Below are 13625 nucleotides of genomic sequence, written 5' to 3' on the forward strand. Positions count from 1 at the left end.
GCGGCGGCTATTTCCTTTTCAGAAATGTCGTTGACCGACTATGAGTCGCGGATGGCAGAGTTGCTGGCAATGACTATAGATGATGACCGCCGCCTTCTTGGCCACATAGAGGTGACGTACATATGCGTTGCGCCGGTGCCATCTGTGGCGGCTCACGGCCGATCCGCAGGTCACTTCACGCCCTTCCAAGCACGGCTTGACGCAGGAGCCCCTCTTGATCGAAGAGTGCCTCGGTTCCAGGTTGCAAGGGCAGCCCTAAAATCGCCCGAGCATGCTCGCCAACCAGCGAGACAGACCTCGATAGAGACAGGTAGAGAGCCGCGACCTAAGCGGCGGTCAGTCGCAGAACTTTAGCTTCGATGGCGCAACCAAGTGGACCAGTAGCAATGGCCGCGCGCGGATTCGTCGGTCATAGACTGCACCGAATCTTCAGCAGCCTCACTGGTGATAGAGCATGTCCAACTCAACTGATCGTCCGGAACGTACACGCACTCCGAACTCAGATGGCTCCGAGCGTCCTAGCCATCATCAATCATCGAATGGACGCCTCCAAACAGCGATCAAGTGGCTGGCACGAAAGATTCGCCTGGTCAGAGAGTGGTTAAACATCAATCCGATTGCCGTGCTACTCCTCTTTCCGCTGATCGCGACCCCTGCTCGATTCTCCAATTCACAGCGGAAAGGGGTACTTGCCTCTCTGATTGCCGCTGGCGTCTTTCTCTGGACGGCTGGAGGCCTATGGGCATCGGCAATGCAAGAGCTAGCCGCGATGTCCATTAGAAAGCTAGAAGCGACTCACGCCTTTCAGATGAGCGAAGGTGCAAAGCAACAGTTCGACTTGGTGCTTGGCATGATTCTGGGCAAACCAATGATCTTCGCTGTCGCAACATCTATATTCTTGGCTGGTTGCTTCCGTGCGACTTGGTATAAGTGCTTCATTGCGCTCTACTATCGGTCTCGTGGCCACCAGCCCGTAGTCGGTGTCCACTATTTTTTGGTTCAGTCCGCGTCCCGCGGACTTTACATGGGGATATTGGTTTATGCATTTAGCTTCGCCCTCAACAACTGGGCATGGATTGAAGCCCCGGCCAATTGGATAGCCAATTCGAGCTGCCTATTGATCCCAGTGATCATCACCGGGCTGATTCAGAAGAGGTACTTCCAGCACAAGGCAAAGGTCGATAGAGAGCTGTACGGGTCATGGGGGGCTGAGCTACTTTCGACCACCATGTCATTGGTCGCCACAGTTCTCCTTGGTTGCGGATTGATATGGTCACTTGGAGTCACCAACAGCGGTGGCGGTTAGACAATCCGCAATCAGCCTGACGGCCAACCGCAAAGCCGACATCCCCTGGATTCTTTTGGAAGTGCCCTGCACTGTTCAGCGGCTGATGCGTAAGTGACGCTGCTGAATCAAGGAATCCCATCGGACTCACTTTGTAGAAAATTTGCTTCCCCGGGTGCCCACGGCAGTTGAAGCCTAGCTCAGACTTCTTGGAGCGCGCGGAGCAATAGCAAAGCTATGACGCTACGTGCTGAACACGTTCGTACCGCGGATGTCCGCTTGGGGCCGTGGAAAGCCACCCGACCCAACGCGGATATCAGTTCCCAGGAACTTTCTTTCTTAACACTAGTCGATAGTTGCGATCCCTATGCGCACACACGAGGCAATGTCTCTCAGATGCTAGCTTTGGCGCCGCTATCACGGGTGGCGCTCACCTGAAACTCACGGAGGACCGGAGTTCGAAGATAGTGAGATGCTCAGTCACCCTGCCTCACAGTGCCGCTGTTTCAGAGTGCACGTCCTGGGGCTTCATGACCGAGCTCTAGCCCGAGCTCAGTCCGCTGCCCATCGCATTAGCCTCGGTCAGCGCCGGTTATTCTGGCATCGCCGAGTGTGCTCCTTATCGTCTTGCCGGACAATATTTCGAAGGCGGTGGCCCTATGAGATGATAGCGGCACACGGGTACTATCGCCCTCGACGCTTGATGACCTTTGCATGACTCGAACCAAGAAAGTCCCCGGCCGAAATGACCCGTGCTCCTGCAACTCCGGCCAGAAATACAAGTACTGCTGCATAGGCATGCGCCCGCAGGAGCGCCGTGTCCAGCTCAAGAATGCTTGCGACGACTGTGGCGAGCAGCACGAGATAGATCTCACGACAGATGTCTTCAATCATTTCGCGTCGACAAATCTGCCGCTTCATAACTTCTGCAAGGACCAAGACCTGTTCTACTTCGGGCATGCAACCGTGCTTGAGCACCTGGAACTCATGGAGGCGCTGAACGCCGGCACGCTGACCCGAGAGCGAGTCATCGAAGTCTTTCGAAAAAACTGCACGGAAGAGCAGGTGTTGTCGCTCATCAAAGAGGCCACCCGCTGGAGCCCGTATTTTGCGCGTCGTCACGGTCTCCTAAAGGAGGCCGTGGAGGTTCACTTCCTTGGGAAGTACGGTGCCTCCATCCCGGCGCTCTTTGCGCAGATCGAAGGACTCTTGCGTGACATCGGGGGGTTGGCTCCAGCGGAACAGGTGAAGCCAACCATCCCGAGGGAGATTTGGAACGCTCGCTTGATGTTTACTGTGGATGACGACGTACGGTACTTCAACGCATTCATCACCCGACTTTTCTCAGGCAATCAGACGCAGGACGAGTTTGGTCGGAACTCGGTCCTGCATGGGCTCAATACCGAATATCAGAGCGAGGACGCATCCCTCATTCTTGTTCTGTGCGTGTTGAAGATCGGGCAATTCCTCTGGCTGCAAGGGCACACACACGCTCTGATACGCGGTGCAGAGGATTGAATCCTTGCAGCGCACCACCGCCGATTCGAAATCGCCAGCTAAATTTCGGATTTCGCAGGTGAAATTCAGGCGACAGATTTCGGCACATGCACAAATGAGGATCAGATGGTGGACCCAGCTGAATGGAAATTGATTGTTAGCACAGTGACCGATCGCATGAATGACCACGTCCGCGCGTTTGGGACGCCGCTGGTCTCAGACGACGGTCAGATCGCCTATCTGCAGGGTAGCGGTAACTATCTTGAACGCGACAGAAAGATCGTTTTACTTACCTGCGAACACGTTGTTCGGGGCGAAGCGGTTTGTTTCCGGTTCAACGGGGAGGGCGCGGGACTAGAGCCGTCTTCGGATTGGGTGGCCGATCCCCATCCGATTGATGCCGCGTTTCAGATCGTACCGGCCGCGTCATGGGGGCGTCACGACAATGAGGCTCGCGCAATCGCGCCCTGTCGCATCGCACGCAGGCATGATCTGCATTGCCAAGAAGAATTGATGTTCTTCAGAGGTTACGCCGGTGAGAACGCCCGCTACGCCTTTGCCGTTCACCAGGTCAACGCGTCTGGCTACTGCACCCAAGAGGTCCAAGAGTCAGGCGACGACGAGTTTTTCGAACTGTTTTGGGAGCCGCTCCATACTCAGTTCACGTTCGGGACGTCGCCCGAGCTGAGATCTGAGACGCGATACGACAATGCTGAGGGCTTTAGCGGCTCGCTTGTCTGGAACACGCGGTACCTGGAAGTCACGGGGCGCGGTGGAGTCTGGACGCCGGAGGACGCGGTCGTGACGGGACTACTCCGTCGGTGGGACCAGAAGACGAAAACGCTGCTCGCTTGGCGCGTCGAACACCTGCAGGCGTGGCTTGCAAGCAAGGGCGTGTAGGCCGGACATCGCACGCACCTAAAGTACATCAGCGGGATCTTGGTCAGTGCCGTCGCCAGAACACACGCCCTTTGGTTCGCGCAGGTTGTGGAGAGCGCCCGAGTGGACGTGCACCGTCGATTGGGCGGCATGAGGAGAAATGGCCTGTGTCGCGGCCGACCGCGGCGCAGAGCGCTGGCGTGAGCGTGTGCAGGACTAGGTGCCGGTGCCGCGCTCGGCCCCGAACGTCGCAACTACGTGAACGTCCTGGAGCTGGAGTATCTCAATGAACTTGGACGCATCGCCGCCGACTTGTTTTCAATCGCAACGGGGGAGGGGGGGCATCTGTAGCCCAGGCGGCCCCGTGCCACGCGCGTGCCAGTGGTCGTCGTTCGCGATCTAGATGTCAATGTCAAGCGCAGATTCGAGGCCTCACAGCTCCACGTAGGCTGGTTACCCGCATTTCCGAAGTGGCTTGTTATGTCCGCTGTGGTCCGGAAGCAGACATCAGCACTGCGTAGGCGTTAGTCCGGTGCTATTCTCCGCTTTCGACCCAAAGCGGTCATCTGGAAAGTTCGCTGCTCCCATGAGTCATCAGTATTCTCGGAGAACATTTGACGAGGCCAAGGAGCTCGCGAGGTTGGCTTTCCGAACTGCGGCTGCCGATCACTTGACGCCTGCTGAGCTCGATGAGCTGGGGATGCATGGTCTACTCACGGGCGGCACGCCAGGTGCAGACTGGGAGCAGATCATCGGGAGCGTTCCCACGGAGCGTTTGTTCTATGAACTGCAAATCTACAAGCCAGCCGACGCCAGGCCACACATCGAGAAATCGTACGTTCGCATGTTGGTCCCACGAGACAGGTCGTCAGAGTCGGTCCGGTTCATGTGGCGCCCGCCCGTTGGACGCGGCTAACAAATGAATGTCCGCTATTGGCCGGAAGCGGACATTGCCCGTTTCGTGATCTACCGGTCTGTTGTGCAGCTAGAGATCACCAGATCCAACCATTCATTGGTGATGTGTGGCTGGAAGCCGCCGTCAGGAATCAACGACCGCCACGCTTGGAGTTTCGTCGCCAACCGAGTGGGCCTGCGCGACATGGGTGGTGTCCGGGTAGGTCGGTCGTACCTCGGCGTGCTCGGCAATCCATAGCAAGGGCTGTCGGGCACCGTCTCACGATCAGCGGAATGCGCGCGGTCGGCGAGTCGCGCCAGGAGAGTTCTCGATGACGCGCTTGTAGGCGCGACTGAAAGTGGCCTGCGACGCGTAGCCGAGACGCTCTGCCACTACCTCGATGGAGAGGCTTTGGTGGGTCAGCCATTGACTCGCCAATTGCATTCGCAGCTCGGTCACGTACTGCAGGGGCGCGGTTCCAATAACGGTCTGGAACCGGTCTGCAAAGACAGAACGTGAGATGTTGGATTCTGCAGCCAGCGCTTCAACGGTCCAGTCACGCCCAGGATCTTTGTGCAGGGCAAGCAACGACGGCGATAGACGCGGGTGGCGCATGGCCATGACCAGGCCGGATGCGCCGTCGCAACCGCGCTCGACCCAGTCACGAACGATCATGGCGGCCACTGCATCCGCCAGCCGGGAGAATATTCCTGCATATCCGATACGTCCGGAGCAGACCTCGCGCTTCATCGCGTCGACCATAGGCAACAGCCCAGGGAACTGCGTGCCGTTGCCATCGGCCAACATCACCGCCGGCATCACCTTGCTCAACCCTTGCATGCCGCCCAGCGAACACCATGCAGCCGTGCAAGAGCACTGCGCTCGGCACGGCATGCGTGCTCGGGCAGGCAAACATTTCCGAGGTCAGGACGCTCTGACGCCCCGTTTGGCGGCGCTCCACTATTCATCGACCTGCAATGGCTGACCAAGTGCGGCCCAGGGGCTCGCTAGGTGGTTCAGGGCTAGACCTGAACAAGATGAATGAAAAGTCCGCCAGTCGTTCTTGACACCCATCGATCATCGGCATAACCTACCAACCACTAGGTAGGCATGAGGGCCAATCAGATGGACATCAAACAGTTCAACGGTCGCAAGTTGTTGGTCGTGGGCGGCACCAGTGGGATCGGCCTGGAGGTCGCCCAAATGGTGGCCGAGCAGGGCGGCGCGGTCGTTGTGGTCGGCAATCGCCCGGAAAAGGCAGAGGTTGCGCGCCAGCAGTTGGCGGCCGTAGCGGGGGAGGGCAAGGCAGCTGCTTTCGCCGCAGATCTCTCGAACCCGGAAAGCGTGCAAACGTTGCTTGCAAAGCTGGCGGCGGAACACAGTGACATTGACCTCCTCGTCAACACGGCAGGCATCTTCTATCCGAAGGCGTTCTTGGAGCACTCGATTGAGGACTACAACAACTTCCTCGATCTGAACCGCTCGCTGTTCTTCATCACCCAGCAAGTTGCAGCCTCGCTGGTCGCGCAGAAGAAGTCGGGGTCCATCGTCAACGTCACTGCTGTGGCGGCACGCCAAGCGATCGAGACGGTTACAGCCCCGGCTTACTCGATGGCCAAGATGGGGTTGGATGCAATGACCAGGCACGTTGCTGCAGAGCTGGCGGAGCACGGCGTCCGTGTGAACGCAGTCAGCCCCGGCATGGTGGAGACGAAGATCTTTGAGCGCTTCATCCCGGGCGAGCAACTCACAGGGGCTTTGGATGCATTCAAGAGCTTCCACCCGCTGGGTCGCAATGGCACGCCGCGCGATGTTGCAGAGACCGTCATCTTCCTGCTGTCGGACAAGGCCTCCTGGGTTACCGGCGCAGTCTGGGACGTGGATGGCGGCGTCATGGCTGCTCGCAAGCTCGGCAATTAAACCAACATACAAAGGTGATCGAAATGGAAAAGAAGTGGACCGAAGAGCTGAAGTCGCTCATCAAGCGTGTCAGTGGCTTCAACAAGACCAATGCCCCTGTGGCCAGCGCCTTCCATAAGCTGGAGCTCGCTACCCGTGAGGGCAACGTGCTGGACGCCAAGACCCATGAGCTGATCTCGCTCGCGGTGGCTGTGACCACCCGTTGCGATGGGTGTATCGCTGCACATGCCGGCGCGGCCAAGAAGGCCGGGGCGACCAAGGAAGAAATCGCCGCTGCCCTGGGCACCGCCATCGCACTCAATGCCGGCGCCGCCTATGTCTACTCCTCGCGCGCTCTTGAGGCGTATGACGAGATTGGTGCGTAAACCGCAGCCCAACGACGGCAATGAGGTTGTCGTTGGGCATTGACGAACTACCATTTGGTAGGTAGAGTTGATCTCATCAAAGTGGAGGTATCGAGATGGCCGTTGGCACACGCGACGCCCTGGTTCACACCGCTGAAAACCTGATGCGAACCCGCGGCTACAGCGCCTTCAGTTACGCGGACCTCGCTGAGGTTGTCGGCATTCGCAAGGCAAGCATCCATCACCATTTCCCGACCAAAGAAGACTTGGGCGGGGTAATCGTGGAGGACTACATTGAACGTGTCCGCACCGAGTTTGATCGTGTTGAGGTTCAGCACAGCGATGTGGTTGCCCGCCTTGAAGCCTTCTTCCAGATTTTTAAATCTAGTGACGACGGTAAGTTGCTCCCTCTATGCGGGGCGCTGGCCGCAGAGATGTCCGCGTTGCCACGGAGCATGCAGCAATTGACTCAGCGGTTCTTTGAGATGCAGCTGACCTGGCTCACCCGGATGCTTGAGCAAGGCATCAAGCTCAAGCAAATCCCCAAAGGCAGTGGCGCCAGGCAGAAAGCATTCCTGCTTCTCAGTGTTCTGGAGGGCTCCAGCTTCATCAACTGGGCCACCAAAGACGCCGACTCGTTGCAGCCAAGTGTCATCAGGCTGATCGTCGAAAACGCCTGACCTTATCGCGGTGCCGCCCTCAAGCACTGAGGGCTCGCACGGCATTTTTTACAGATGCTTAGCCTACCGACTGAATGGTAGTTCGCATCTACTCGGATCAATGGAGAGCTTCATGAAAACGGTCAAGGTGGACATCTGGTCGGACTACGTCTGTCCGTGGTGCTGGATTGCGAAGAAACGCTTTGAAAATGCGGTTGTCTCGCTCGCAGGGCAGGTCCAGGTTGAGGTGACTCACAAGGCCTATCGCCTTGCGCGAGGGGTCAAGCCCATGGACTACAAGACCGCGTTGTATCAGAAGCTGGGCGGTCCGGCGGGCGCAGATCGGATGATGGCGGCCGTCAGCACGAATGGCATCTTGGAAGGCTTGGTCTACAACTTCGACACCATGCGTTTCGGTGATACGACGGTTGCGCATGCGCTGGTCAAGAGTATCCGCTCCCCGGTGGTGGCCCAGTTGCTGAGCGAGCGCATCTACAAAGCAGCGACCACCGATGGCATCGACATCTTTGACCAGGACGTCCTGGCATCGCTTGCCAAAGAGATCGGCGTGACGGACACCTTGTTCGAGTTCGACTCTGAGCGCATCGCCGCTGAGATCGGACGCGATGAAATGGATGCAAACCAGATCGCCAATGGCGTGCCGTTGTTCTTGTTCAACAACAAGATGTTTGTCTCCGGCGCTCGAGAAGTGGATGTGTTTGAACGCGCCATCCTTGAAGCAGCCCGTGAGATGCCAGCTCCAATGAGTGTCGCCGGCGAAGGCGAAAGCTGCGGAATCGATGGCTGCGCGCACTGATTCCTTGACCGCCAAAGCAACAGAACTGTTCAGCCAAATCCCAATTCGGTCACGCCCCGGCCTTTAGCGCCCGGATGACCCACCGCGCGTGAGCGCACTTAGAAAGGAACTACGAAAATGACCAACAAGCCCAATGGTATCGACGTCGCCGCTCTTCAGGAATTTGCCAAAGGCGTCGCTGAAGACGCATCCAAGCGTAACGCCCGCTTCAATGTAAAGACGAAGTGGGACGGCCAGACCCGTTCTGTCGCCACGGTCAACCATTACTCGATGGCCGGGGTGAAACACGAGCGCCACTTCGAGATTGCTGCCGATGAGCCGACCGAACTGCTCGGTCAGAACTCGGCTCCCAATCCGCAGGAGCTGCTGATGGCAGCACTCAATGCCTGCTTGACAGTGGGCTACGTGGTGAACGCAGCGGCCATGGGCATCACCGTCCACAGCCTGGAGATCGAGACGGACGGCGAACTGGACCTGCGTGGTTTCCTCGGTTTGGACGAAAGCGTCAACCCGGGCTACGACGAGGTCACCTACGTGGTTCGTCTGAACACGGACGCCTCGCGCGAGCGCTTGGAGGAACTGCACGCGGTGGTGACGAAGACCTCGGTGAACCTGGCCAACTTCTCCAAGGCGATCCGCATGGTCTCCAAACTGGAAGTCGTCGAAGGCTGAGCCTTTAGCTGGTCGGACCCTGCCTAACAATCAGCAGCCCCAGCGCGGGGCTGCGCACCCATTAGAGATGCCGCTATGAACAAGCTGTTTACCTCCTTCGATCTGTCCGGCCTGCCGCTGGCAAACCGCGTCGTCATGGCGCCGATGACCCGCACGCGCACCCCGGAGAACATCCCCAGCGAGCTGACTGCGCTCTACTACGGTCAGCGCGCCTCGGCCGGCCTGATCATCACCGAGGGCCTTCCGGTCTCCGACGAGGGTCGTGGATACCTGTATACCCCCGGTCTCTACACTGATGAGCAGACCGAAGGCTGGCGTAAAGTCACCGATGCGGTGCATGCCAATGGCGGCAAGATCTTTGCCCAGCTCTGGCACGTCGGTCGGCTGTCGCACGTCTCGCTGCAGCCGGGCAACGTCGCGCCGGTGTCGTCGGGCGACGTGCCGGCGACCACCACGATGGTCTATGCATGGGTCGAGCCTGGCAAAGAAGGGCCGGTGCTGCCGAGCAAACCGCGCGCCCTGACCACCGATGAGGTCAAGCGTGTCATTCAGGACTTCGCCTCGTCTGCGCGTCGTGCGATGGATGCGGGCTTCGATGGCGTCGAACTGATGGCCGCCAACGCGTTCCTGTTCGACCAGTTCCTGAGCAGCAAGCTCAATACCCGCACCGACCAGTATGGTGGGTCGATCGAGAACCGTCAGCGTCTGCTGCTGGAAACCATCGACGCGGTCGCGGCTGAAATTGGCGGCGACAAGGTAGGTGTTCGCGTGTCCCCGTTTGGTCGCATCTACGATATGGAGGCCTTCGAAGGTGAAGCCGAAGCTTGGGCAAGCATGGCCTCGGCGCTGAACGAGCGGACCTTGGCGTTCGTGCACCTGAACTACCAGACCACGATCTCGGCAGCGGGCACGCCGGCCGGCTTCGGTGCTGAGTTCCGGAAGGCTTATCAGGGCACGCTGATCGGTGCAGGCGGGTTCACCCAGGAACTGGCCGAGGCGGAACTGGCCAAGGGCGAGCTCGACCTGATTGCGTTCGGCACCAACTTCATCTCCAACCCCGACCTGGTGGAGCGGATGAAGAACGGCTGGCCGCTGGCAAAGCCTGATCCGTCCACCTTCTACGGCGTGATCGGAGCCAAGGGTTACACGGACTATCCGACCTACGAAGGCGCTAGCGCCGCCGCAGAAGTCGTCTGATCAACTACCCCGCTAATGCGGGCCACAGATGAGGTGTGACATGGCAACCCGTAGCACGACAACCTTCGACTTCGAGTCCGACGTCATTGAAAGCAAGACGCCGGTGCTGGTGGACTTCTGGGCCCCTTGGTGCCCGCCTTGCCGAGCCATCGCCCCTTCCTTGGAAGAGATATCCGATGAGCTTGAAGGCAAGCTCCACGTGGTCAAGGTCGATATCGATCAGAACCCGGAGTTGGCTCAGCGATTTGGGGTGCGGTCCATCCCTACCTTGAAAGTGTTCGTGGATGGCAAGGTCGCCAAGGAGATCGTCGGCGCGATGCCTAAGCAGGCTTTGCACGAGCAGATCGCTCCGTTCGTAAAGGGCGAGTAAGCCACAACCAAGCGGGCGCCCTCTATGGGGCGCCCGCCTAGCAAAGAAGGTGAAGCGATGAACACGTCCGTGCCTTCATGGGCTGGGAAGGTGGAAGAAGTGAACGCCATGGGATTCAACCGCATTGCGCGCTCCACAGCCGATCCTCTTCTGCTCTACATAGGGGCACCATGGTGTCCTCCCTGCAAGACGATGGAGCCCGCTTTCGCTACCGCCGCCGAGGCAATGGGCACAAAGGCCCGATTCCTCAAGGTGAATGCAGCGACGGATCCGCAGCTGTTGGACTCGTTGAAGGTCGCTGCTGTGCCGATGCTCCTGATGTATGACGAGCAAGGTCAAGAAGTAGGCCGGCTCCTGGGCTCGTTGTCCGCACCGCGTATCGCGCAGTGGGCTCAGAAGCGACTCGATAGCGCACGCCAATAGTCGACAACCGAATACTCCGAAATGTTCGAATCGGCCGTCCACAAGTTGAGGTCGATTCATTCTCCGCTGATCGTGCTGCAGGCAACTGCAATGCGCTGGCGAAAAGAGGTCTCAGATGACTCGTATCAAGGTTGATGTCGCCATCATTGGCGCCGGCAGTGCCGGAATGACAGCCTACCGCGCGGCCAAAGCGCATACCGACAGCCTCGTGGTGATTGAAGGTGGCGTCTATGGCACCACCTGTGCCCGGGTTGGCTGCATGCCAAGCAAGCTGCTCATCAGCGCCGCAGATGCTGCTCATACACTGACGTTGGCGCCGAGCTTTGGCGTCATGCCTGGAGCAATCAAGGTCGACGGATGGGAAGTAATGGCTCGGGTGCGCCGCGAGCGCGATCGCTTCGTCGGCTTTGTTGTGGAGTCGGTAGAAGCGTGGCCGGAGGAGCACCGGCTGCGCGGCAAGGCGACGTTCCTCTCTGCTCATGAGCTTCTGGTCGGACCGTCTACCATCGTCGAAGCTGATCGCATCGTTGTAGCGACAGGGTCCAGTCCCTTCGTTCCGGAGGGATGGCGTGAGGCGCTGGGCGACCGGCTTCTTGTGAACGATGACGTCTTTGAGTGGACTGATCTGCCCAGCTCAGTGGCCGTTGTTGGCAGCGGGGTCATCGGTCTTGAGTTGGCACAGGCCCTGCATCGCCTTGGAGTGACGGTTCGCCTTTACGGTCGCAGTCGCGTCATCGGGCCGCTGAGCGACCCAGTGGTTGCGGCGGAGGCCACACGCATCTTCTCTGAAGAAGTTCCTGTGAGCCTGGGAGCAAAGGTCACACCCTCGCTCACCGAGGATGGTCGAGTATTAGTGGTCTCCGAGAATTCTGAGGGTGTTCGCAGTACCGAGACGTTCGACTTCTTGATTGCCGCGACAGGTCGTAAGCCGAACATGCTCGGAATCGGCCTGGACAATGCCGGTGTCGGTTTGGACAGCTACGGGTTGCCCATCGTCGACCGCGCTACCGGTCAGAGCACCTGCCCGCACATCTTCGTTGCAGGGGATGCCAATGGGATGGCCGATATCCTTCATGAGGCCGCAGACGATGGCCGCATCGCAGGTGACAACGCGGGCCGCTATCCAAACGTGCGCCCACGCCCGCGCAGGGCGCCTCTGGGGATCGTGTTTTCCAACCCACAGATCGCTATGGCAGGCGCCACCTTCCGGCAGTTGACCGAGAGTGGCGCCACGTTTGAGGTTGGAGAGGCATCGTTCGCTGATCAGGGGCGCAGCCGGGTCATGCTGGAGAACCACGGAGTAATCCGTGTCTACGCCGACAGCGCCACAGGAACCTTCTTGGGTGCAGAGATGGTCGGCCCATCGGCCGAACACATTGGCCACCTGCTGTCGTGGAGCGTTCAGCGGCGAGATACCGTCCAGCAGATGATCGATAGCCCCTTCTATCACCCCGTTGTCGAAGAAGGCGTGCGGACAGCGTTGAGGCTGCTGCACCGGAACTTGGATCTACCCCTTCAAGCTCCAGAAACCTGCTTGGATTGCGTGCCTGGCGCGTGACCAAGAATCACTATCGAATGCATCAGCACATCATTGCCACGAAGCATCTTGATCAATGCAGCGACGCTGCGTGTGGACGGCTTGGGGTGCCGGGGCGCGTCCGCACAGGTCGGCGTTGCGGTACTGCCCGGCCGCTGCCAGATGGGTGCAGGGGGGCGGCCACCGTCGCTAAGTTCGCGGGTTATGGATCTTGATCACACTTGTCGTCTTTGACTGTTGCTGGGACTCGGCGATCGACAATGCCGAGCAGATGGCTGGCCAGCACGATCATCTCGACCGCCTCTGAAGCGGTGATCTCCACTGCGCGATGGCTGGACGGGTTTTTGTAGGAACCGATGGCCCCTGCCATCAGGTGCTGCAATGCCTCTTGCTCGCCGCGCGGCAGCCTCGTGTCAGTTAGGGGGCCGGCGAGCATCTTGTCCGTCTCTGGCCGAAAGGCTTTGCGCATCAAGTCCATCCCGATATCAGTCTGGGAAAATCCCCCCGCTCGCCGCACGGCAATCTCAAGCTCCTTGAAGCTCTGGAACACCGATGTGTCGTAATCCCCGCGAAGAAACGTCCCCCACACTTTCTCGGCAATAACCGGGTGCAGAGCGCCGCGCGGAAGTAGGCTGGCAGACCTATGCGCCGCAAAGCTGTCCGCGTTCGCCGCTGCATACCCCCTCTTGGTGATGTAGTACCAGTTGTTGTGATCAGGCTCCATGGCCAAGAAGCCTTCGCGCTGAAGCCACATCCAAGCCTCAATGAGAGCTCGACGTGCGTCTTGCTGCTGCCCAGGTGGATAGTTGGCGACTGCATGCGGCGACGCGAAGTTGCCAGGGGTCATTTCACTACGCTCTGCGGTAGTGAGGTAAGCAAGAACAACGCCACCTAGCTCTTCCGGCTCGATCCCTAAAATCGCTTCTACATCTGGGTAGTGATGGCTGAACATTCAGGCACTCCTAATGTTGGTAGCCATGATGCCCTTGCCATGCTTTTGGCGCGAGGCGGCAATCGGCTGCAGGGATGACTGCAAGAAGGCCGAGCACCTAAGAGTGAGGTAGTTGCCCCGATAGGGACTGGGAAGGCCAAGGGGACTCGATCCAATGATCTAGCGCAACCAAGTCAGT

Annotated in this window: 15 protein-coding genes; 13 read left to right on the forward strand and 2 right to left on the reverse strand. The window is 58.9% G+C overall.

Annotated elements, in window-relative coordinates:
• Positions 1–454 precede the first annotated feature (454 nt).
• The 4 genes from AC07UW_RS02540 (at position 455) to AC07UW_RS02555 (ending at position 4814) form a co-directional block, all read left to right on the forward strand.
• A complete protein-coding gene (locus AC07UW_RS02540; protein WP_495211349.1) occupies positions 455–1306 on the forward strand; it encodes a hypothetical protein in 852 nt (283 codons plus the stop codon).
• 693 nt (positions 1307–1999) lie between these two features.
• Entirely contained in the window at positions 2000–2803 is an 804-nt protein-coding gene (locus tag AC07UW_RS02545; RefSeq protein WP_495211350.1) for an SEC-C metal-binding domain-containing protein, read from the forward strand.
• 156 nt (positions 2804–2959) lie between these two features.
• A complete protein-coding gene (locus tag AC07UW_RS02550) occupies positions 2960–3682 on the forward strand; it encodes a hypothetical protein (RefSeq protein WP_495211351.1) in 723 nt (240 codons plus the stop codon).
• Between the two features lie 898 nt (positions 3683–4580).
• Positions 4581–4814, forward strand: a complete 234-nt coding sequence (locus AC07UW_RS02555; protein WP_495211352.1) for a hypothetical protein — start codon at positions 4581–4583, stop codon at positions 4812–4814.
• A 27-nt stretch (positions 4815–4841) separates the two neighbouring features.
• On the opposite strand, the gene AC07UW_RS02560 is transcribed toward AC07UW_RS02555, so the two are convergent.
• Complete coding sequence (locus tag AC07UW_RS02560; protein ID WP_495211353.1) at positions 4842–5387, reverse strand: helix-turn-helix domain-containing protein; 546 nt, start codon at positions 5385–5387, stop codon at positions 4842–4844.
• A gap of 294 nt (positions 5388–5681) precedes the next feature.
• Between AC07UW_RS02560 and AC07UW_RS02565 the strand changes: the two genes are divergently transcribed.
• The 9 genes from AC07UW_RS02565 (at position 5682) to AC07UW_RS02605 (ending at position 12516) form a co-directional block, all read left to right on the forward strand.
• A complete protein-coding gene (locus AC07UW_RS02565) occupies positions 5682–6476 on the forward strand; it encodes an SDR family NAD(P)-dependent oxidoreductase (protein ID WP_495211354.1) in 795 nt (264 codons plus the stop codon).
• A 23-nt stretch (positions 6477–6499) separates the two neighbouring features.
• Positions 6500–6841 (forward strand): carboxymuconolactone decarboxylase family protein, encoded by a 342-nt coding sequence (locus tag AC07UW_RS02570; RefSeq protein WP_495211355.1) that lies wholly within the window; start codon positions 6500–6502, stop codon positions 6839–6841.
• A gap of 95 nt (positions 6842–6936) precedes the next feature.
• A complete protein-coding gene (locus tag AC07UW_RS02575; RefSeq protein ID WP_495211356.1) occupies positions 6937–7500 on the forward strand; it encodes a TetR/AcrR family transcriptional regulator in 564 nt (187 codons plus the stop codon).
• A 112-nt stretch (positions 7501–7612) separates the two neighbouring features.
• Positions 7613–8296 (forward strand): DsbA family oxidoreductase, encoded by a 684-nt coding sequence (locus AC07UW_RS02580; protein ID WP_495211357.1) that lies wholly within the window; start codon positions 7613–7615, stop codon positions 8294–8296.
• A gap of 117 nt (positions 8297–8413) precedes the next feature.
• The gene (locus AC07UW_RS02585; RefSeq protein WP_059033628.1) at positions 8414–8968 is read left to right on the forward strand and encodes an OsmC family protein; all 555 of its coding nucleotides are present in this window, start codon (positions 8414–8416) and stop codon (positions 8966–8968) included.
• A 75-nt stretch (positions 8969–9043) separates the two neighbouring features.
• The gene (locus AC07UW_RS02590; protein ID WP_495211358.1) at positions 9044–10165 is read left to right on the forward strand and encodes an alkene reductase; all 1122 of its coding nucleotides are present in this window, start codon (positions 9044–9046) and stop codon (positions 10163–10165) included.
• A 40-nt stretch (positions 10166–10205) separates the two neighbouring features.
• Positions 10206–10535, forward strand: coding sequence for a thioredoxin (gene trxA / locus AC07UW_RS02595; RefSeq protein ID WP_019338236.1), 330 nt, complete (start codon positions 10206–10208; stop codon positions 10533–10535).
• A 57-nt stretch (positions 10536–10592) separates the two neighbouring features.
• Positions 10593–10958: a thioredoxin family protein gene (locus AC07UW_RS02600; RefSeq protein WP_083279772.1), complete on the forward strand. Its 366-nt coding sequence runs from the start codon at positions 10593–10595 to the stop codon at positions 10956–10958.
• A gap of 115 nt (positions 10959–11073) precedes the next feature.
• The gene (locus tag AC07UW_RS02605) at positions 11074–12516 is read left to right on the forward strand and encodes a dihydrolipoyl dehydrogenase (RefSeq protein WP_495211359.1); all 1443 of its coding nucleotides are present in this window, start codon (positions 11074–11076) and stop codon (positions 12514–12516) included.
• A 181-nt stretch (positions 12517–12697) separates the two neighbouring features.
• On the opposite strand, the gene AC07UW_RS02610 is transcribed toward AC07UW_RS02605, so the two are convergent.
• Positions 12698–13447, reverse strand: coding sequence for a TIGR02391 family protein (locus AC07UW_RS02610; protein WP_495211360.1), 750 nt, complete (start codon positions 13445–13447; stop codon positions 12698–12700).
• Between the last annotated feature and the right edge of the window lie 178 nt (positions 13448–13625).

The sequence above is a fragment of the Stenotrophomonas sp. GW821-FHT02D01 genome (genome assembly GCF_059421765.1).